Below are 20,171 nucleotides of genomic sequence, written 5' to 3'. Positions count from 1 at the left end.
GCTCAGTGCGTGCCGTTGACCATCGCCTTCGCCACCGCGTGCTCCTGCAGCCCCCATTTCGCGAGCAGCTTGTGATACGACCCGTCCGCGATCATCTGGTTGAGCGCCGTCGTCAGCGCGCTGCTGAGCGCGGTGTTGCTCTTCGCGACGCCGATGCCCGTGTATTGCGACAGGAACGGCTTGCCGACCGGCGCGTAGGCGTTCTGCTCGAGGCTGTTCTGGTACGGCAGCGTCTCGCCGCCCTGCACGGCCGCGTCGATGCGGTTCTGGCGCAGCTGCATGCGCGCATCCGACGAGCCGTCGGTGCCGACCACCACGATCGCCGGCTTGCCGGCCTTCACGCAGTTCTCCGCGCTCCACGCGGTCGTGTTGTCCGGGAACGACGTGCGCCGGCTCGACCCGACGCGCTTGCCGCACAGCGCGCCCATCTGCGCGAATTCGCCCGCGCGCGTCTTCAGCACGTAGAACTGCGGCCCCGTCTCGATGTAGTCGACGAACGTCACGGCGTCGCGGCGCGTCGGCAGGTCGGTCATGCCGGACAGGATCATGTCGACGCGCTGCGTCGCGACGGCGCTCATCATCTGGTCGAAGCTCGTCTCGACCCAGTTCAGCTTCGCGCCCATCTTCGCGGCGAGCGCCTCGCCGAGGTCGACGTCGAAGCCCGCGAGCTTGTCGGTCGCCGGGTCCTTGTATTCGAACGGCGGATAGTTCGGCACGATCGCGACGTTCAGCGTGCGCTTGACGTTCGCGGCCTGCGCGACCGCGAAGGAAGCGTGAAGTGCGAGCGCGCCGAATGCGACAGCGGCCAGCGTGCGGGTCAGGACGGATGCTTTCATGGGGTGTAGCCTTGTCGTGGTGGTGTAAGGGGGTACCGCGGTGCTGCGTTGCACGTCTTGTCGGCGGCGCGATCCGCTCAGGCAATCACGGCCGAGATGAAGTCGCGGGTGCGCGCATGCGTCGGTGCGGACAGCACCTGGTCGGGTGGCCCGCTCTCGACGATCCGGCCGCCGTCCATGAACACGACGCGATCGGCGACCTCGCGCGCGAAGCCAAGCTCGTGCGTGACGACGATCATGGTCATCCCGCTCTTCGCGAGATCGCGCATCACGGCCAGCACTTCGCCGACGAGCTCCGGGTCCAGCGCCGATGTCGGTTCGTCGAACAGGATCAGTTGCGGATGCATCGCGAGCGCCCGCGCGATCGCGACGCGCTGCTGCTGACCGCCCGACAGCTCGACCGGAAACGCGTCGCACTTGTGCGCAAGGCCGACGCGCGCGAGCAGCGCGCGGGCCTCCTCTTCCGCTTGCGCACGGCGGCGCTTGAGCACCTGCACGGGCCCCTCGATCACGTTTTCGAGCGCGGTCTTGTGCGGGAACAGGTTGAAGCGCTGGAACACCATGCTCGTCGCGAGCCGCTGGCGCGCGACCTGACGTTCCGACAGCTCGTGGAGCCGGTTGCCCGTGCGCCGGTAACCGGCCAGCTCGCCGTTGACCCACAGCGCGCCCGCGCTGATCGTCTCGAGCTGGTTGATGCAGCGCAGGAACGTGCTCTTGCCCGAGCCCGATGGCCCGATGATGCACAGCACTTCGCCCTGCGCGACGTCGAGCGTGATGCCGTGCAGCGCCTGGAAATCGCCGTACGCCTTACGCACGTCGACCGCGCGAACGACTGCGTTCGTCATGACGTTCTCCTTACGGTTGTGAGTCGCGCCGCTCATTTGCGGCCCGCCGCGCGGCCCGCGCCGCGTGCGAAGCGCCGTTCGACGCGAGCCTGCGCGAACGACAGCACGGTGACGACCGCGAGATACCAGATGCCTGCGACGATCAGAAGCTCGATCACGCGCGCATTCGCGTAATAAATGTTCTGCGCGTTGTGCAGCATCTCTGCGTACTGCACGACGCTCGCGAGCGACGTCAGCTTGACCATGCCGATCAGCTCGTTGCCGATCGGCGGCACGATCACGCGCATCGCCTGCGGCAGGATGATCCGGCGCAGCGCCTGCAGGCGCGCCATGCCGATCGATTTCGCGGCCTCGTACTGGCCGGTGTCGACCGACAGCAGCCCCGCGCGCACGACTTCCGACGTATACGCGCCCTGGTTGATGCCGAGCCCGAGCACCGCCGCGAGGAACGGCGTCATGACGTCGACGGTCCTGAACTCGGCGATTCCGGGAATGCCGAGCGTCGGAAACACCAGCGCGAGGTTGAACCACAGCAGCAGCTGGAGGATCACCGGCGTGCCGCGGAACAGCCAGATGTAGCCCTGCGCGATCGCGCCGAGCACCGGGTTCGACGACAGCCGCATTACCGCGGTGACGACGCCGAGCACGATGCCGAGTGTCATCGCGAGGACGGTCATCACGATCGTGTTGCCGAGGCCGGTGAGAATCGACCGCGCGGTCAGGAACTGGCCGACGACGCGCCATTCGATCTGCCCGCGCGCGAACGCGAGCGCCACGTAGGCGAGCGCGGCGATGATCGCAATCGACGCGACATAGCGGCCCCAGTAGCGCCGGCGCACGCGCACGAGTGCGGCGGTGTCGTCCGCGGCGACGGCCGCGGCCGGTGCGCCGTCGAGACGGTGCGAATCGGATGCGCTCAGCATGACGGCCCCCGGTAGTCGGCTGCCCACGCGGCCTGGCGTTCGATCGCGATGCTCAGGCGGCCGATCTGCTCGTGCACGCGCGCGGGCGACGTGCCGCCGGCGCCGCCGCGCGCGGCGACGGCCGCGTCGAGCGTCAGATGCGCGCGCACCGCCGGCGCGAGGCGCGGGTCGACGGCCTGCAGCTGCTCCGCGCTGGCATCCGCGAGCTCGATGCCGTCGCGTTCGCACGCGCGCACGAGCGCGCCGGTGATCTCGTGCGCCTCGCTGAACGGCACGCCCGACAGCGCTAGCCAGTCGGCGACCTCGGTCGCGAGCGTGAAGCCGAGCGGCGCCTGGCGGTGCATTTCGTCGACGTTCACGCGCATCGTGCGGATCATCCCCGCCATCGCAGGCAGCACGAGTTCGAGCGTGTCGATCGAATCGAACGCGGCGATCTTGTCTTCCGCGAGATCGCGGTTGTACGCGAGCGGCAACGACTTGAGCGTCGCGAGCAGGCCCGTCAGATTGCCGATCAGGCGCCCCGCCTTGCCGCGCGTGAGTTCCGCGATGTCCGGGTTCTTCTTCTGCGGCATGATCGAGCTGCCCGTCGCGTAGCCGTCGTCGAGTTCCACCCAGCGGAATTGCCGCGACGTCCACAGGATCACTTCTTCCGACAGGCGAGACAGATCCACCGCCAGCATGCTGGTGACGAACGCGAATTCGGCGACGTGATCGCGCGCGGCCACCGCGTCGATCGAGTTCTCGCACGGTGCGTCGTAACCGAGCTCCTGTGCGGAAAGATCAGGCCGCACGCAGATCGCCGAGCCGGCCAGCGCGGCCGCGCCGAGCGGCGAGCGTGCGGTGCGGCGGTCCCAGTCGACCAGGCGGTCGGCATCGCGATACAGCGACTGCGCATGCGCGAGCAACTGATGGCCGAACACGATCGGCTGCGCGGGCTGCAGGTGGGTGAAGCCGGCGGTGACCGTGTCGACGTGCCGGCTGGCCTGGCTGATCAGCGCATCCTGCAGGTCGAGCACGCCGCGCACGAGCTGGCGCGCCTTGTCGCGCAGATACAGGCGCAGGTCGTTCGCCGCCTGGTCGTTGCGCGAGCGCCCTGCGCGCAGCTTGCCGCCGAGCGCCGGCAGCCGCTGCGTGAGCACGCGTTCGAGGAAGGTGTGCACATCCTCGTCGGCGAGCGACGGCGCGATCGCGCCGGCCGCGTAGTCGCGTGCGATGCCGTCCATCGCGGCCAGCAGCTGCGCGAGCTCGTCGTCGTTCACGATGCCGGCGCGGTTCAACTCGCGCGCATGCGCGCGGGAGCCAGCCAGGTCGTACGGGACGAGTCGGTAGAAACTCGGATCGGAGCGCGACAGGTTCTGCAGCGCGTCGGACGGTTCGGACTGGAAGCGACCGCCCCACAGGCGCTCGATCGGTTCGGTAAGGCTCATTGCGGTCGACCTTGTCTCGGTTGGAGTCCCACCACTGTAGGCATTCAATTTTTTTTGTTGTAGCGAGAAATTGAATCCGCTTAAATGAAATTTTTCTCAGCACCGTCTCTGCCGACACCCCCGCCGATGCGCAACCGCCTTCCCCCGTTGAACCCGCTTCGCGCGTTCGAGGCCGCCGCCCGGCGCGGCAGCGTGTCGGCCGCCGCCGACGAACTGCACGTGACCGCGAGCGCGGTGAGCCACCAGATCCGGATTCTCGAAAGCACGCTCGGCGTCGCGCTATTCATCAGATCAAAGGCGCGCGTGAAGCTGACGCCTGAGGGCGAAGCGCTGCTGGAGCCGGTCGGCACCGCGTTCGACATCATCGCGAACGCCACCGTCCGGCTCGATTCGCCGGCTGCCGTCGGCGATCTCGTCGTGTCGACGCCGTTGTCGCTGACGTCGCGCTGGCTCGCCCGGCACATCGGCGATTTTCTCGAGCGCTATCCGGGCATCCATCTGAAGGTGATTCCGTCGAACGACGAGCGCGAGATCTATTCGCCGGATGTCGACGTCTGCATCCGCTATGGGGAAGGCAACTGGCGCAACCGGCACGTCGAGCTGCTCGACCATCCAGCGCTGTTCCCGGTCGTGAGCCCCGCGCTGATGAACGGGCGCGATGCGATCCGCAAGGTGCAGGATCTCGCGCGGCGCACGCTGTTCTGCGAGCACGCGGGCTCGTGGATGCGCTGGCTGGCCGAAGCGAAGGCCGACCGGCTGCCGGGCATCCGCATCCTCGAGATCGGCAACGCGCACATCGGCGTCGAGGCCGCGGTGCACGGCCAGGGCGTCGCGCTCGGCGACAGCCTGTCGGTGCGCGACGACCTGATCGACGGCACGCTCGTTCGGCCGTTCAGCGAAACGGTGCCGTCACGTCATGCGTACTATCTCGTCACGCGTCAAGAGCTGACCGAGACGCCGCTCGTGACCGCATTCACGTCGTGGCTGCGCGCGCGCCTCGCGTGATGCCCGCTGGACATCAGGCAACGAGATTCGCGAAGCCGTCCCACACCATGACGATGTTCCGCGATCGCCAGATCGGCCCCGCATCGACGTACTCGCCCGCGAACCGGCCGTTCAACGCCTCGTAAAACGCAATCGCGGCCGCGTTTCCCTTGACGACGCTCAACGCGGCGCCCGGATACTGCAACGCTTGCAGATGCGCTGCGAGTTGCGCAAGCAGCATGCGGCCGATGCCGCGACGCTTGAAGTCGGGATCGACATAAAGGAACTTGATTTCGCCACGGCCGCCGAAAATCGGCTCCGACGGCGCGCCGGCCGCTCCGATGCCGACGATCGTGCCATCGGTTTGCGCCACGAGCACCAGTTGGTCGCGCTCGTTCGACGCCAGCTTCTCCCGCCATTTCCCGCCGCGATAATGCTCGTCGAGGACGGCATGCGCTTGCGCCGGGGCAAGGTCGCGATAGGTATGCCGCCAGACCTTGACGTGAAAATCGGCGATCGCCTGCGCATCGTCGAGGCTGGCGGACCTGATGGATATTCCGGACATGGAGGACTCTCTCGGGCGGCTCGGCGCGCGCGGGCGCGGCGCACACGCCGGATTGTCGGCGATCCGGGCGACGATGTCAGCACGGCGCAGGCATGGCCGATCAGCGCGCAACGGCTTCCGTGTTCCGGACGCTGCCCAGAAACCGCGTCAACTCCACCGTCTGCGGCCGCTCGAAGATGTCTTCGGCCGTCCCGCTCTCCCACACCCTGCCCTGGTGCATGAAGACGATCCTGTCGCTCACCGCACGCGCGAAATTCATCTCGTGCGTGACCATGATCAGCGTCATGTGCTCGCGCGCGAGTTGCTCGACGACGCCCAGCACCTCGCCGACGAGCTCGGGATCGAGCGCGGACGTGATTTCGTCGCACAGCAGCACGCTCGGCTTCATCGCGAGTGCACGCGCGATCGCGACGCGCTGCTGCTGGCCGCCCGACAACTGCTCCGGGAACGCGTCGAACTTGTCGCCGAGGCCGACGCGTTCGAGCATCAGCTCCGCGATCGCGCGCGCCTGCTGGCGATGCGTGTTCTTCACGACCGACTGCGCGAGCATCACGTTTTGCCCGGCGCTCAGATGCGGAAACAGGTTGTACTGCTGGAACACCATCCCGACCTTGAGCCGCAGCGCACGCAGGTCGGCGTGCCGGGCATCGACGCGTTCGCCGTCGATCGAGATCGTGCCCGCGTCGATGCTCTCGAGCCCGTTGAGCGTGCGCAGCAGCGTGCTCTTGCCCGAGCCGCTGCGGCCGATGATCGATACGACCTGCCCGCGCTCGACGGAAAAATCGATGCCCTTGAGCACATGATGGGTGCCGAAGTTCTTTTCGAGACCACGGGTTTCAACGAGCGGCATGCCATCTCCTTTGCAACGTGCGCGCATAACGGGTAAGCGGATAACAAAGCGCGAAATAGATCAGCGCGACGAGGCCGTACACGACGAACGGCCGGAACGTCGCGTTCGAGATCGCGATGCCGACCTTCGTCAACTCGGTGAAGCCGATGATCGATACCAATGCCGTGTCCTTCACGGCCTGCACGCCGAAGCCGACCGTCGGCGCGATCGCGATGCGGGCGGCCTGCGGGAGGATCACGTGACGCAACTGCTCGACGTAGCTCATGGCCAGGCTCGACGACGCCTCCCACTGCCCTTTCGGCACGGCCTCGACGCACCCGCGCCAGATTTCCGCGAGATACGCGCTGGTGAAGAACGTGAGCCCTGCCGTGGCCGCGACCCAGGGCGGCACGTCGAGCCCGACGAGCGGCAGGCCGAAGAACACGATGAATAGTTGCATCAGCAACGGCGTGCCCTGAAACACTTCGATGTACAGCTTTGCGATGCCGCGCAGCACCGTCGAACTCGACACGCGCATCACGAGCAGCCCGAGGCCGACGAGTCCGCCGGACACGAACGACACGATCGACAGCACGATCGTCCAGCGCGCGGCCAGCAGCAGGTTCGCGAGAATCTGCCCGAACGTGAAATCGGTCATCGCGCACCTCGCACGCGGCGGGAGAAGAGGCGGCGCCCCACCGTGCCGAGCGCGCCACGCAGCAGCAGCGCCATCGCCAGATACGCGAGCGTGATGACGAAATACGTCTCGAATGCGCGGAAGTTACGCGACTGGATGTAGCCCGCCGCGTAGGTCAGATCGGCCACCGAGATCTGCGACACGACCGCCGAACCGAGCATCGTGATCACGATCTGGCTCGAGAGCGCGGGAAACACCTTGGCGAGCGCCTGCGGCAGCACGACGTGGCGCAGCATCTGCGAGCGCGACATCGCGAGCGCGGATGCCGCCTCCAGATGCCCGTTCGGGACAGCGGCGACGCCCGCGCGCACGATCTCGACCGAGTACGCGCCGAGATTGAGCGTCATCGCGAGAATCGCAGCCGTGTATTCGTCGATGTGCACGCCGAGCGCGGGCAGTCCGAAGAAGATGAAGAACAGCTGGACGACGAACGGCGTATTGCGGATCGCCTCGACGTACGCGCCGATCAGCGGACGCAGCCGCACGGCCGCGGGCGCGTCGGCGCTGTACGCGGCCGCGCCGAGCACGCCGATCGCCACGCCGAGCACGGTCGCGACCGCGGTCAGCGCAAGCGTGATCGCCGCGCCGCTCGCGAACACACCGGCGTATTCGGCGAGCTCGCCGAATTGAAGCTGATAGCTCATGACGATTGAATGAATTCGGGTTCGGACACTGACACCCGCCGCGCTGGCGATGTATCAGGCGACACGGCGATCCGTCACAGGCCGGCCGGCAATGGCTGGCCGAGCCACTTCTTCGACATCGCGCCCAGCGTGCCGTCCTGCTTCGCATGCGCGATCGCATCGTCGATCTTCGCGAGCAGGCGCGGTTCGTTCTTGTTGACGCCGACGAAGCACGGCGAATTCTTGATCACGAACTTGACCTCGGGCCGACGCGGGGGATTCTTCGCGAGAATCGCCGCCGCGACGATGTTGCCGGCGGCGATCAGCTGCACTTGCCCCGACAGGAACGCCTGGATCGTCGCGTTGTTGTCCTCGAAGCGCTTGATCGTCGCATTCGGTGCGAGCTGCGACAGCGCGATCTCCTCGAGCGCGCCGCGCGTGGCGCCGACCGTCTTGCCGGTCAGATCGGCGGGCGCGGCCACCTTCACGTCCGCCGGGCCGAACACACCCTGGAAATACGGCGCGTACGCGGTCGAGAAGTCGATCACCTTTTCGCGCTCCGGCGTCTTGCCGAGCGACGAGATCACCATGTCGACCTTGTTGGTCGTCAGATACGGAATGCGGTTCGCGCTGTTCACGGGCACCAGTTTCAGCTTCACGCCGAGCGATTTGGCGAGCAGTTCGGCCATGTCGATGTCGTAACCCTGCGGCTGCATGTCCGTGCCGACCGAGCCGAACGGCGGATAGTCTTCAGGCACCGCGACGCGTAGCGCGCCGCTTTTCGCGATGGTGTCGAGCGCATCGGCATGCGCCGGCGCAGCAGCGAACAGCGCCATCACGGGGGCTGCGAGCAGCGCAGCCAGCCAGGTGCGTCGGGGGAACGGTCGAGTCGTCGGGCTCACGGTGAATCTTCCTTGTCTGGTATGTCGTCGGGCAGCGCGCAACCGTTGCGCGGCCGGACACCTCTAGCAAAAACCGGGCCATCGCTGTGAAATGCTTGCCGCACCGGCACGACACGGAAATTTCGTTGAGCCGGATTCCTCATTTTGGTGCACGAATCGGCGCAGGCGACGGCGGTTGCCCCCGCAGTGCGCGCCGGCGCACCAAATTACCTGACTGGTACACCCGGGGGATTCGGACGCCGGCGTGCCCGCCTTGCGGCGTCGTCACCGAGGCCCATATGCGCGGATTCGAACAGGTTCAGTCGAAATTTGCATTCTGTTTGTGACCGGAATTACGGCTGAATACGTTCTCGACGTACCGTGCGGTTCGCCACGATCGGCGAACCGCAATCAGGACGGGTGCGCTTGATTTCGCGCCCGAGTCCTCCGGTACCGGTGGCTCCCGATCGTCTCGCGATCGGGATGATTCCAATCACATCCGTGCGCGAGGATACAGTCATGGCATCGATTCCCGAACCGTCGACAACCGGAGAAACCGACAAACGCAGCTGGCTCGAATCGCACGAAGCCGGCTATCACAAGACCCTCGGCAATCGACAGGTGCAGATGATCGCGATCGGCGGGGCAATCGGCACGGGGCTGTTCCTCGGGGCCGGCGCCCGGCTGCAGGCCGCCGGGCCGTCGCTCGCGATCGTCTATCTCGTGTGCGGCGCGTTCTCGTTCCTGATCCTGCGCGCGCTCGGCGAACTCGTGATGCATCGTCCCAGCAGCGGCAGCTTCGTGTCGTACGCACGCGAATTCCTGGGCGAGAAGGCATCGTTCGTCGCAGGCTGGATGTACTTCCTGAACTGGGCGATGACCGGCATCGTCGACATCACCGCCGTCGCGCTCTACATGCATTACTGGGCACCGTTCGCGGGCGTTCCGCAGTGGATTTTCGCGCTCGTCGCGCTCTGCATCGTCGCGACGATGAACCTGATTGGCGTGAAGTGGTTCGCCGAGATGGAGTTCTGGTTCGCGCTGATCAAGGTCGCCGCGATCGTGTTGTTTCTCGCGATCGGTTCGCTGATCCTCGGCACGGGCGTGCCGGTCGCCGGCCACGACACCGGCATGCATCTGATCACCGACAACGGCGGGTTCTTTCCGCACGGACTGATGCCCGCGCTGGTGCTGGTGCAGGGCGTGGTGTTCGCGTTCGCGGGCGTCGAACTGGTCGGCACGGCCGCCGGCGAGTGCAAGGACGCGCGCAAGGTACTGCCGCGCGATCAACAACGTGATCTGGCGAATCGCGATCTTCTACGTCGCGTCGGTCGTTCTGCTGGTCTGCCTGCTGCCGTGGAGCGCGTACAAGGCGGGCCAGAGCCCGTTCGTCACGTTTTTCGGCGCGCTCGGCGTGCCGGGCATCGGTTCGGTAATGAACCTGGTGGTGCTGACGGCGGCGCTGTCGAGCCTCAACTCGGGCCTCTATTCGACCGGGCGCGTGTTGCGTTCGCTGTCGATGGGCGGCTCGGCCCCCGCCTTCCTTTCGCGAATGAGCGCGCAATCCGTGCCGTACGCGGGCATTCTCGTGACGGTCGCGATCTACGTGGTCGGCGTGCTGCTCAACTATCTCGTGCCGTCGAGCGTGTTCGAGATCGTGCTGAACATCGCGTCGCTCGGCATCATCAGCACGTGGGGCTTCATCGTCGTGTGCCAGATGAAGTTTCGTGCCGCGGTGAGGCGTGGCGAGGTGGAAGACGTGTCGTTCAGGATGCCGGGCGCGCCCGTCACATCGTGGCTCACGCTACTGTTCCTGCTCGGTGTGCTGGTTCTGATGGCATTCGACTACCCGAACGGGACGTGGACGATCGCGTCGATCCCGCTGGTCGCGCTGCTGCTCGTGGCCGGTTGGAACTGGCTGAGCAGCCGCGCGCGCCGCGCGTTGCTCAAGCCGACGATTCCGTCGGTCACGCTCACGCAGAATGTGCTCGAGCAGGGGAACGACTGAAGCCGCGCATAACCTTGGGGGCGGTATTCGGCTCGGCGAAAGCCGCCGCCCCCCTCCGAGGGCCAGGCGATCCGGCGGCTGCGTATCAGGCTGGCCCGCTATGCAAGCTGCGTCGCGGGATCCGCGTCTGTTGCAGGCCGATTCGCGGCACTCATAGCCTGTTCAAGCAGGGCCTTCGCGGCGTGCCATGCACGCCCTGCGGATGCGGAATCGTTGAACGCCCGCGCGTCGACCGTCGCGCCATCCAGCAGCATCATGTAGACGCCGGCCAACTGCCGTGCCGTTTCGGGCAACACGAGCGGCTGGAGCAACTCGGCGATCCATTCGACCATTTTGCGGCGGTAGCGGATCGCGACGTCGGAGATCGGCGCGTACGCGGTTCCGAATTCGGCCAACGCGCGCTCGAACAGGCAGCCGGCAAACTCCGGCGTATTGAACCAGGCTTCGTACCAGTCGAAGATCGTCTTGACTCGCTCGACCGGATCGTGAACGTCCCGCAGTTGCGTTTCGATGCTGCCGATGATCAGGTCGTAGCGCTGAACCAGCACTTCGCGAATGAGTTCGTCCTTGCTCGGAAAATGCCGGTAGAGCGTCATTCGCGCAACGCCCGAATCGTCGATGATCCAGTCGACGCCGACCGGATGAAAACCGTGCCGGGAGAACAGTTCGGTAGCTTTGTCTACCACCACCTGGCGTTTGTTGGCTCTCACGACCGTGCCCTCCTCCTCGAGGTTTCATACCATGTAGACGGATTATTCTAGCATCGCCGAATCAGGTACCTCTGGCCGCTTGATGCCAGACGTGCAAAGGGAAAGCTCCACCACCGTTGGCCCGAAACTCGGACATGTAAGTCGCCTTGACTATTAGATAGACCGATATGTATCATTTGATCCGAGAAAATAAGGATCGATATTTTCCGCCGGATTGCGCGGTATCGGCTATTTTTGCCCATCCCCCGAAAACTGAAAATCCCCGTCAATCCCTTATGGGATAAGGATTTCAGAGGTGTGCGAAGGGCGAATTGATGGTGTGGCGAGGTCGCGATCGGCACCCGACGGGCGGGAATTTGGCGCGATCAGAACGAGTAGCCGTGATCATGCCAGTAGTGCCAGTCGAAGACCGCTTCTCGTGTGCGGAAGCTCCCACTAACGGGTGCCAACTGAGCCAGGGGTGCGACGATGCCGCGGTCGCCGTGTTTCACCGCCACAAAGATCGCCGCGCGTCAGAGTTGCTCGTGCGCGAGCGCTACAACGGTGATTATTTCACCGGCCTTGAGCGGCGAGGCTTCCATGACTTGGCGCACGCGAGCCTTGAACGGAAACGAGATCTGACCATCAAGATGGCAATGCCACGCCGTTGCGCACTCCTTTTCGGTGTATGTGTCGACCACGATCTCCATTGTGATTCGCTGTTCGCGTTTTGCATCGACTGCGGAGGCGTTCATGGCGGTCGTTGGATGGGGTTACGTGCCGGTGCGGGCGCGCGAGCCGGATTGGGTGGCTGGCACGTATGCCGGTAGGCTCGGAATAGGTTCGAATAACGCCTCGATATCGTTGACCGAGAACTTGGCGTTCCCCGACGCGTTATCAGCCATTCCGTCAACCAGTCGGAGCGCCTAACGACCGGGTGTACTGGCGCCGCCGGTCGAGGGACCGCTCATCTTCAATGCGGTCACGTCTGGAGATGCCCTCTGCTTCGTTAGCGAAGGGTAGACACTAACCCATTGTTTTGTCGGAATAAATATTTAGGGCCGCAAGGCAAGTCCTTGCCAGGACTAAAGACGTCTAACCGGAAAAGCGCACGGAAATCAAAATCACCCCCAAAGGGTTATTCCCCCCGCCTCAGAATACATACTTGAGTCGAGAAGCGTTTCAATGGCGTGAGCCCGATCATCAGGGCGGCGTATCGGATGAGCATGGACGGCAGTCTGATTCACGATTCAGCTCCAAAATACTGTATAAATATACAGTCATTCTAGCGCAAGATTTCGACATCATCCTAGCCCGTATCGGGAATCAGCCGCCGGTCGCACGCATTGCAAAAGGCAGCTCAGCCTCGCTCCATCAGCTTGCGCGACGTGAAAAATTCGGCATCACTGCGGATACCCAATTTGCGAAACGCAGATTGCTTTTGCGCGCTGATCGTCTTGCGGCTGCGGGAAAACTTCGATGCGATGTCGGACACGCTCATGCCGGCGAGAAAACAGCGCAGAACCTCGTGCTCGCGCGGGCTGAGGCGCAGGTCTACGGACAATCCGGACTCGATCGACGGCGCGCCGTCGCCGCTCGCTGCCTTTGCCTCTGCAACCCGAGGATCGGGCGTCGCGCTCGATTCCATCCGCGCGGCCAAGTTAGTGCTGATGTACGGACGACCGTTGGCCACCACGCGGATTGCATACGCCAACTCATCAAGATCTTCGCTCTTGCCGAAGAAGCCGAGCGCCCCGGCGTGCATTGTCATGTTGACCGTCGCTGGGGTATCGCTGCTCGATGTCATCAGGATTCGGCAATCCGGGAAGCGCGTGTTGACGAGCTTGATGAGATTGAGGCCGTCGATCTCGCCGGGGCCGAGCGTGTAGTCAAGCAGCACCACATCCGCGTGACTCGCTTCGAGCCAACGAATCAAATCGCGCGACTTCGCGAAACTCGCCGCTACTTCAATGCCTTCCCAGTCAGGTAACTAGAAATCCCGTGCTGAACAACGGCATGGTCGTCCAAGATCACGACGTGGATCACCTGGTGCTCTGGCCTCATTGTTACCCCTTTCATTGTTGCGTACAGCGCGGTACGGCTGGCCCCAACCTCTTTGCGGGATGCCGTTCATGATTATCCTGATTAGCTTACCGGCTTTCGGGACAATTTTTAACCCTGCTGGCTAAATCGACCAATTGTCGGTACACGAAAACAGGACGCTGCCGACAATCCGGCATCGATCGACTTCGAGGTATGCGTGGTGGTGCAGCCAGGCTTTTCCGCATAATCCGACGATCGCCGTGCTGCGTTGCGTTTCCGCAACGCACGACCTATGATGACGGCCTCGTTTTCCAGTGGCGCCTGCGATGATGCGAATCTGCGGACCGCCTTGGGCCGCGCCGCAAACAACCTGGTGGAACAACGTGAGCAAGCTGAGTTTGAAACGGTGCGCCGTCCTCATGGGTGCGCTCGTCTGGCTGATGCCCGCTTTCACATTGGCAGGCAACGCCCCGCAGTTCACGGCAGAAGAGAAGGCATGGATTGCCGCACATCCGGTGGTCCGGACGCGTATCGATCCACATTGGCGTCCGTTCGAATTCCGCGAGCACGGGAAACCGGTCGGTATCGTACCTTCGTACCTCGACGCGATTTCGCGCGTGAGCGGATTGCGCTTCGAGTATGTCGACGATCTGTCATGGGCCAACTCGCGCGACGCACTGATGTCCGGAAAAATCGATGTCGTGCCGGACGTACCGAAAAGCGCTGACTTGTTGATCTACGGCGACGACACTACCATCAGCCAGCCGTATTTCGTTGGCACGATGGTCGTGGTTGCGCCGGAGCGCCGGTACCTGTTCGTCGATTTCCGCAAGCTGGCCGGAAAGCGCATCGCAATCAAGGGCAACGGCGCGCTGGAATACGCGATCCGTCGGAGCGGCATGCCCGTGACGCTGCTAACGTATGACGACGAGCGCGATGCGCTCGCGGCTGTCGTCGACGATAAGGCGGACGTCGCCATCGGCCCCGACATGTCGATCCTGCCGCTGCTGCGCCGGCAATTCCAGAATGAGTTATTCCTATCGGGCGGCTTGCCGGACCGCCCCTACGCGCTAGCCCTGGCGACCCGCAGCAACATGCCGTTGCTCGCGTCAATTCTCGACAAGTCGCTGGCAGCGATTCCCGCGCGTTTGAGCGAGGAAATTCCGCGCCAATGGATGGAAGAGGCCGACTATGGCAAACCGACGCTGCGTTCGATCCTTTACTACCGGCGCTGGCAGGTCACCGCGGCCGGCGCCACCGTGCTCGCGCTGGTGGCAATCGCGTTCGTTTCGTGGCGCGCACGCGTCGTGGCGGTCCGCAGCGAGCGCGACAAGGCGATGTTCCTCGCGTTCATCAGCCACGAGATTCGAACGCCGATGCACACGATCCTGTCGTCGCTCGAACTGATGCAGCGTTCGAAGCTGGCGCCGAAACAAGCGGCCCGCGCGAATGCCGCGGTCGCCGCGTCGGAATCCCTGCTGACGCTGCTCGACGACGTGCTCGAATACTCGCGACTCGAATCGCGCAATGTCACGCTTGCGCCCGAGCCCACGCAAATCGAACCGTGGGTGCGAGGCAGTGCCGACATGGTGCGCTGGCGGGTCGACGAGAAAGGCCTGAATCTCTCGCTCGAACTTGCCTGCCCGACCGGTTTGACTCTGCTGATCGATCCGGTCCGCACCCGGCAGATCGTGCTGAACCTGCTCGTCAACGCAATCAAGTTCACGTCGAACGGGTCGGTCGGGTTGCGCGTCGACTATCTGGAAGGGAATACGGGCATTTCCGATACATTCGTGCTTGAAGTCCACGACACCGGAATCGGCATCCCGCCCGAGCGTCAGCGCCGGATCTTCGAGCCTTACCAGCGCGTCGAGGAGCCGGGAAGCCGCCGCGTGAGCGGCAGCGGGCTGGGGCTATCGATCTGTCGCGAGCTCGTCGACCTGATGAATGGCGAGATTACCGTCAGCAGCACCCCTGATCGGGGCACAGTCTTCACGGTCATCCTGCCGGCGCGGCGAACCGCGCCGACGGCCGTGTCGGACACGGTCGAGCCCCAAGCGCCTGCGCACGAAGCCGCGACGCTCGATTCCGGCGCCCCCCAGCAAGTCGACGAAGGGCCGATGATCCTCGTCGTCGACGATCACGAGGCCGTTCAACATGCGATCGAGCATCAACTTGACGCGCTTGCATGCCGCTCGATGGTTGCCGGCAATGGCGCGCAAGCGCTCGACCAGTTCGAGCGCTTGCGGTACGACATGGTGCTGCTCGACTGCGACCTGCCGGACGTCGACGGCTATACGGTCGCTCAGCGCATGCGCGCCAGCGAGCAGCAGCGCGGCCAGGCGCACACGCCGATCATTGCAATCTCCGCGTCGACGGACGATGCCCATCGCGAGCGCTGTTTCGACAGCGGGATGGACGGTGTGCTGGGCAAGCCGCTGCGGCTCGATGCGCTGCGGCAGATGATCGATCTGTGGTGCCCGCCAACCAAGCGGGACGCGCTTCAGCCGCCTGTCGGGCAAACGCCCGCGACAGGCTCGGACTTCCCCGCGATCTACCGGCAAAGCGTCGATGCGGATCTGGCATTGCTGGGCGCTGCACTGTCGGCCGGCGATGCCGATCGCGCCCGTCACGTAGTGCATCGCATCAAGGGCGCCGCGGCGATTGCCGGACATATCGCGACGAGCGAGCTGGCCGACGCATTCGAGCACGCGCTGCAAGCCGCATCCGGCGGAATTCCGGCGAGTGCCGGCCCGCTTCATCAGGAATTGTTGCGCCGACATCGTATCGAAACGGCCAGGCCGGATACCGGCGAACCGAAGCCCGGCATCACGGACGCATAGGCAGACCTATGCGTGCGCCGGCTCATCCGGTGCAGAACCCGAATACGTCGGGCACCACATCGCAATCATCTGTCTCAGGGTTTCGAGCCGCAGCGGCTTGCCCAGCACGCCGTCCATCCCGCTATCGAAGCAGCGAACCTTGTGCGCGTCGCCGGTGATTGCCGAGATCGCGATGATCGGAACGTGTCGCGCTTTCCTTGCGGACTCGTCCTACCGAATCGTCCGTGCAAGTGCGTAGCCCTCGATGTCCGGGAGGTTGCAATCGAGCAGCACCATATCGATCTGCGTATATGCAAGCTGCGACATCGCGTCCCCGCCTGTGGCGGCGACGATCCCGATACATCCAAGCGCCTCGCATTGATCCTGCAGCGCAGCCCGCACGGCTTCGTGATCGTCGACGATCAGGATGCGAGGCGCTTCGCGGCGTGTATTCACTGCAGATGCATCTATCCGGACGGGCACGCGATCGGCCTGCCGCCTCGGCGGCGCACTCTCGGTTACGACAACCGGCAGCTTGACCGTGAAGACAGTCTCGACATGCGGCGTGCTGGTGACCGTGATCGTGCCCCGCATCAACTCGACGAGTTCGTGGCAGATCGCAAGGCCGAGCCCGCTGCCCCCCGCATCCGGTCGTGGAACACGGGTCTCTTGCCAGTACGCATCGAAGAGATGCTTGAATCGATCGGGCGCAATGCCGATGCCCGTGTCGCGCACTTCCAGGAGCAGCGTACCGCTTCTCCCGCGGCGGGCTGCCGAAAGGCGGACACCCAGCGTGACCGCCCCGCTCGCCGTGAAGTTGATTGCGTTGACCAGCAGGTTCAACACGATCTGGCGCACGCGCACGGGATCGATCTCGACATGCGGTGCCGCAGGGATCGCGATATCGAGCGGCAGCGCAAGCCTCTTGCTCTCGGCACGCCAGCGCACCATGTCGACCGTTTCCCTCGCCCATGCCCCGAGATCGACCGTTTGCGCGGAAAGCGTCACCTTGCGCGACTCCAGGCGGGAGTATTCAAGGATATCGTCGAGCAGCGTCAGCAGCGTCTCGGACGCGGACGCGGCCGCATCCACGCGGACAGCCTGCCGCTCCGCCAGTGGCGAGCGCCGCAGAAAATCGAGTGACGACAGGATCGTCTGCATCGGGGTCCGGATCTCGTGGCTGACGAACGCGAGAAACTTCGCCTTGTCGCAGCTTGCTGCGAATCGCTGCGGCCCGTGATTTCCACGATAGATAGGCGCATAGTGCGAATATCAGCAACGTCACGACTAGCGCAGCCACCTGTGGCGCGCGGTAATGCAGGATGGAGCGGAGGGTGGGCTTGCCGTAGTCACCAAGCTCGACCCAATCCCGCGTGATCGCGGCGGTTTCGCTAACCGGAATCGCCGCGAGCGACTTGTCGATGATCGATGCGAGGATCGGCAGATCGGCGCGCGTGAGCATCGCGAGCGAAACGGGGCGGTCCGCAAGCATCCCGGACATGTAAAGCTGGCCAGGAAAACGCCGGCGGACGATCGGCAGCATCGTGACGTCGACGCCAAGCGCGGCGTCGGCCTCACCGTCGGCGACCGCGGCCAGCGCGAGTTCATCGGAATCGAACGTGAGTATGTCGAGCTTCACGCCACTATTGCGCGTGAAGTATTCGACCGCGCCACGCCCCTTGATCGCGATACGCCGGCCTTCGAGACGGCTCAGGCTGAAAATCATCGCGGAATCATTGCGCGTCACGGCGGTCAACCGCCCGACCAGATACGGAGAGCTGACGAGTGCACCGGCGCCGACGCGGTCCGGAACCAGCTCGCGCCAGACACCCGGCAGCAGATCGACCTTGCCTGCGGCGAGCGCATCGTATGCATGGCCCCATTCCGTGCCCGGCACGGTCTGGAACGTGAGCCCGGTCATTTTCGAAATCGCGCCCAGGTAGCCGGCGACGAGCCCCGCATGCCTGCCGTTGCGCATATATTCGATCGGGTGCCAGTTGGCCTCGACGGCGATATGGACGACCGGGTGCGCGCTGATCCAGCGCAGTTCTTCATCGGTGAAGATCGGCTTCCAGCACGCGGTCGCGGCGCCCGTGTCGCACGACACGATGAGCAGCGCGATCGTCAGTGCGCGACAAAGTACGCGCCGTATCGGGTGACACGCAAAGTACCTTGCTTCCATGATCTATTCGTTCTCAGTAGGATAACTAGAGACTTGCGGACGGCGGGGTAAACATGATCGTCAGCTTGTTGCTATATTTGCCCGGGCGCCACCAGACTAACTGGAATTCCGGCGTCTCGAGTGTCGATGGCGCTCGTGTGCAGACGACCTGCGCCGAAATGCCCGGCAGCGATACCGAGCGACCGGCGCTATTGTTCACCCTTTTGAGCCTCACGTATCGTTGTTCGCCTGCACGATCTGCCTGCCCGCTTAGGTCAGGCTCACGTTGTAATCGACGAGCGATTTGAAGGGGCCGCTCTTGTCCGAGTCGAGCAGTACTGATACTGGCCCATGTCGCGGCGATCGATCGTACGACCGTCGCTCGCCGACACGTCGAACTATGTTGCAAGTTGTAGCCGCCCGACGCGCTGTTGAATATCATGACGTCGCCCTGCGGCGCACCACGATCCAGCGTCGCTTCCACCGTATCGTTGCGGTTGGCCGGCTGCTCGGAGGCCGCCGTCGCATCAAGCACGATCGCACTCAATGCGGCCGCCGGGACGATTGCCCGACTGCGAGTTCGACTAATCTGAATCATTTGAATGACTGTTCGCAGCGCACCTTGCCTGCCATCATCTGCACGTCCCGCTGGCGCTTCACATGCAGCGGGCAACGCATCAATGTCGGACTAACCAAAACGAACAGCTCGTTTTCCTTATGATCAGGTTCGGCAATAACGCCACCCTGGCTGGCGATCAACGGCATCGCGCCATTGAGGATCACCCTGTGCGACAGCGGAATGCCGCCCTTCGAGAAGGCCTGGCGAACATAGATGTACGTCACCTTCGCATCGACGTTGCGCAGCGTGGTTTACCCCGGCACGCATGAACAGCGTGCGCTTGCCGAGCCCCTCGATCGCGCTCGTCGCGCCCGCGGACTCCAGCAGCAGTGCGCGCTACCGAAACCGACCTTGATCCGCGCGCTCGAATCGCTGCGAACCTCGGCCGCCATGCCGCTCGCGTCGTCGCGCTTGCCGACCCTGACGGCGAAACCGGTGCGCGGATCCGACTGTGACGCGGATGCGCCGAGGAACACGCCTCGTCGCGCCACCACGAACGACGACGAATAGCTCGCCGTCACCGACGGATTGTTGCCGCCGCTATCGCGGCTGTAGCTGTTCGCGACCGTCACTGCGACGTCGCCGTAGCGGCCCTTCCAGCGGCGCTGCGGGGCACCGGTCCGGCTATCGGTCGATATCCCGACGGGCGAGCGCGAGTTACTGGTAGGTGTCGCCCTGCCAGTTTCAGTTGATTGAGCCTCCCGCGAGTTAAATTCCAAGTCGGTAGCAGTTAGATACTTGGCGTACCGGAAATGGCTCCGCAAATCAACGTACCCGCAAGCGCCCCGTAACGCACCGGTCATTGTCGCGCCAGCAGGCTGCATGGTCCTGCTGGTGTGCGATCGGCGCACCTACAGCACGAACGACGAAAGCCGGTGTCGATGCGACCCATGAGCGACGAAATTTTCTACAGGCATCTTCGACCGGACCGTTCCCAAATGGCCGTCCTGAAAGTTCTTGTGACCGCAGCCCCCTTACGTATCGAAGGCATCAACTATCGCGACGTATTTGCTAGGGAAACACTGATTTATCCGGCTCTGTGGTCATCGCTGACGCAGCCGAGGACGTTGTAGAAGATAGTTCACGGAACGGGCCCACGACGATGAAACGGCAAATGAGCTTTGCGGAAGCGGAAAGCACGGGCAAGAAGCGCATGACTCGGCGCCAGCGTTTCCTGGAAGAGATGGAGAAGCTCGTGCCGTGGTCGCGATTGCTGACG

At 64.2% G+C, this 20,171-nt stretch carries 17 protein-coding genes and 4 pseudogenes; 4 read left to right on the top strand and 17 right to left on the bottom strand.

Annotated features, from left to right (window positions below):
* Positions 1 to 2 precede the first annotated feature (2 nt).
* The 4 genes from HWX25_RS30560 to argH all read right to left on the bottom strand — a co-directional run bounded on the left by HWX25_RS30560 (position 3) and on the right by argH (position 4,031).
* Entirely contained in the window at positions 3 to 836 is an 834-nt protein-coding gene (locus tag HWX25_RS30560; protein ID WP_059693162.1) for an ABC transporter substrate-binding protein, read from the bottom strand.
* Positions 837 to 913: 77 nt separating this feature from the next.
* Complete coding sequence (locus HWX25_RS30555; protein ID WP_082721950.1) at positions 914 to 1,717, bottom strand: amino acid ABC transporter ATP-binding protein; 804 nt, start codon at positions 1,715 to 1,717, stop codon at positions 914 to 916.
* Complete coding sequence (locus HWX25_RS30550) at positions 1,714 to 2,604, bottom strand: amino acid ABC transporter permease (RefSeq protein WP_059693208.1); 891 nt, start codon at positions 2,602 to 2,604, stop codon at positions 1,714 to 1,716. Before HWX25_RS30550 ends, HWX25_RS30555 begins: the two co-directional genes overlap by 4 nt.
* Positions 2,598 to 4,031, bottom strand: a complete 1,434-nt coding sequence (gene argH / locus HWX25_RS30545) for an argininosuccinate lyase (protein WP_175912244.1) — start codon at positions 4,029 to 4,031, stop codon at positions 2,598 to 2,600. Before argH ends, HWX25_RS30550 begins: the two co-directional genes overlap by 7 nt.
* Before the next feature lie 126 nt (positions 4,032 to 4,157).
* Between argH and HWX25_RS30540 the strand changes: the two genes are divergently transcribed.
* Positions 4,158 to 5,036, top strand: coding sequence for a LysR substrate-binding domain-containing protein (locus tag HWX25_RS30540; RefSeq protein WP_175912243.1), 879 nt, complete (start codon positions 4,158 to 4,160; stop codon positions 5,034 to 5,036).
* Between the two features lie 13 nt (positions 5,037 to 5,049).
* Here the strand turns inward: HWX25_RS30540 and HWX25_RS30535 are convergent, their stop codons facing one another.
* The 5 genes from HWX25_RS30535 to HWX25_RS30515 all read right to left on the bottom strand — a co-directional run bounded on the left by HWX25_RS30535 (position 5,050) and on the right by HWX25_RS30515 (position 8,631).
* Positions 5,050 to 5,691: a GNAT family N-acetyltransferase gene (locus HWX25_RS30535; protein ID WP_244138815.1), complete on the bottom strand. Its 642-nt coding sequence runs from the start codon at positions 5,689 to 5,691 to the stop codon at positions 5,050 to 5,052.
* Positions 5,681 to 6,430: an amino acid ABC transporter ATP-binding protein gene (locus tag HWX25_RS30530; protein ID WP_059816700.1), complete on the bottom strand. Its 750-nt coding sequence runs from the start codon at positions 6,428 to 6,430 to the stop codon at positions 5,681 to 5,683. The genes HWX25_RS30535 and HWX25_RS30530 overlap by 11 nt, the downstream gene beginning before the upstream one ends.
* The gene (locus HWX25_RS30525; RefSeq protein WP_059700904.1) at positions 6,417 to 7,067 is read right to left on the bottom strand and encodes an amino acid ABC transporter permease; all 651 of its coding nucleotides are present in this window, start codon (positions 7,065 to 7,067) and stop codon (positions 6,417 to 6,419) included. Before HWX25_RS30525 ends, HWX25_RS30530 begins: the two co-directional genes overlap by 14 nt.
* The gene (locus tag HWX25_RS30520; protein ID WP_175912241.1) at positions 7,064 to 7,750 is read right to left on the bottom strand and encodes an amino acid ABC transporter permease; all 687 of its coding nucleotides are present in this window, start codon (positions 7,748 to 7,750) and stop codon (positions 7,064 to 7,066) included. The genes HWX25_RS30525 and HWX25_RS30520 overlap by 4 nt, the downstream gene beginning before the upstream one ends.
* A gap of 74 nt (positions 7,751 to 7,824) precedes the next feature.
* Complete coding sequence (locus HWX25_RS30515; protein ID WP_175912239.1) at positions 7,825 to 8,631, bottom strand: transporter substrate-binding domain-containing protein; 807 nt, start codon at positions 8,629 to 8,631, stop codon at positions 7,825 to 7,827.
* A 498-nt stretch (positions 8,632 to 9,129) separates the two neighbouring features.
* Between HWX25_RS30515 and ansP the strand changes: the two are divergent.
* Positions 9,130 to 10,618, top strand: a pseudogene (gene ansP, locus HWX25_RS30510) (L-asparagine permease).
* A gap of 98 nt (positions 10,619 to 10,716) precedes the next feature.
* Here the strand turns inward: ansP and HWX25_RS30505 are convergent.
* From HWX25_RS30505 to cblR, 3 genes and pseudogenes are all read right to left on the bottom strand, one after another.
* Positions 10,717 to 11,328 carry a TetR/AcrR family transcriptional regulator gene (locus HWX25_RS30505; protein ID WP_175912237.1) on the bottom strand — a complete coding sequence of 204 codons (612 nt, stop codon included), beginning with the start codon at positions 11,326 to 11,328 and terminating at the stop codon, positions 10,717 to 10,719.
* Between the two features lie 365 nt (positions 11,329 to 11,693).
* Positions 11,694 to 12,017, bottom strand: a pseudogene (locus HWX25_RS30500) (calcium-binding protein).
* A 650-nt stretch (positions 12,018 to 12,667) separates the two neighbouring features.
* Positions 12,668 to 13,371: pseudogene (gene cblR / locus HWX25_RS30495) on the bottom strand (cable pilus system response regulator transcription factor CblR).
* A 398-nt stretch (positions 13,372 to 13,769) separates the two neighbouring features.
* Between cblR and HWX25_RS30490 the strand changes: the two are divergent.
* Positions 13,770 to 16,193 (top strand): ATP-binding protein, encoded by a 2,424-nt coding sequence (locus tag HWX25_RS30490; RefSeq protein ID WP_244135322.1) that lies wholly within the window; start codon positions 13,770 to 13,772, stop codon positions 16,191 to 16,193.
* A gap of 210 nt (positions 16,194 to 16,403) precedes the next feature.
* Here HWX25_RS30490 and HWX25_RS33830 read toward each other — a convergent pair whose 3' ends face one another.
* From HWX25_RS33830 to HWX25_RS33815, 5 genes are read right to left on the bottom strand one after another with little or no spacing between them, the layout of a single operon-like run.
* Positions 16,404 to 17,324 (bottom strand): ATP-binding protein, encoded by a 921-nt coding sequence (locus HWX25_RS33830; RefSeq protein WP_279610150.1) that lies wholly within the window; start codon positions 17,322 to 17,324, stop codon positions 16,404 to 16,406.
* Positions 17,206 to 18,354 carry a transporter substrate-binding domain-containing protein gene (locus tag HWX25_RS33825; RefSeq protein WP_279610148.1) on the bottom strand — a complete coding sequence of 383 codons (1,149 nt, stop codon included), beginning with the start codon at positions 18,352 to 18,354 and terminating at the stop codon, positions 17,206 to 17,208. The genes HWX25_RS33830 and HWX25_RS33825 overlap by 119 nt, the downstream gene beginning before the upstream one ends.
* 25 nt (positions 18,355 to 18,379) lie before the next feature.
* Positions 18,380 to 18,880 (bottom strand): CfaE/CblD family pilus tip adhesin, encoded by a 501-nt coding sequence (locus HWX25_RS30480; RefSeq protein WP_279610147.1) that lies wholly within the window; start codon positions 18,878 to 18,880, stop codon positions 18,380 to 18,382.
* Positions 18,881 to 18,927: 47 nt separating this feature from the next.
* Positions 18,928 to 19,176 (bottom strand): hypothetical protein, encoded by a 249-nt coding sequence (locus HWX25_RS33820; RefSeq protein WP_279610146.1) that lies wholly within the window; start codon positions 19,174 to 19,176, stop codon positions 18,928 to 18,930.
* A 27-nt stretch (positions 19,177 to 19,203) separates the two neighbouring features.
* A complete protein-coding gene (locus HWX25_RS33815) occupies positions 19,204 to 19,755 on the bottom strand; it encodes a hypothetical protein (protein WP_279610149.1) in 552 nt (183 codons plus the stop codon).
* 299 nt (positions 19,756 to 20,054) lie between these two features.
* On the opposite strand from HWX25_RS33815, the pseudogene HWX25_RS30470 reads away from it, so the two are divergent.
* Positions 20,055 to 20,171 (top strand): annotated as a pseudogene (locus tag HWX25_RS30470) (IS5/IS1182 family transposase); the annotation flags it as partial.

This window comes from Burkholderia sp. BCC1640, assembly GCF_902833125.1.
Classification (GTDB): domain Bacteria; phylum Pseudomonadota; class Gammaproteobacteria; order Burkholderiales; family Burkholderiaceae; genus Burkholderia; species Burkholderia diffusa.
Note: the sequence above shows the minus strand (reverse complement) of the source record. Positions and strands in the feature narration are given on the sequence as shown.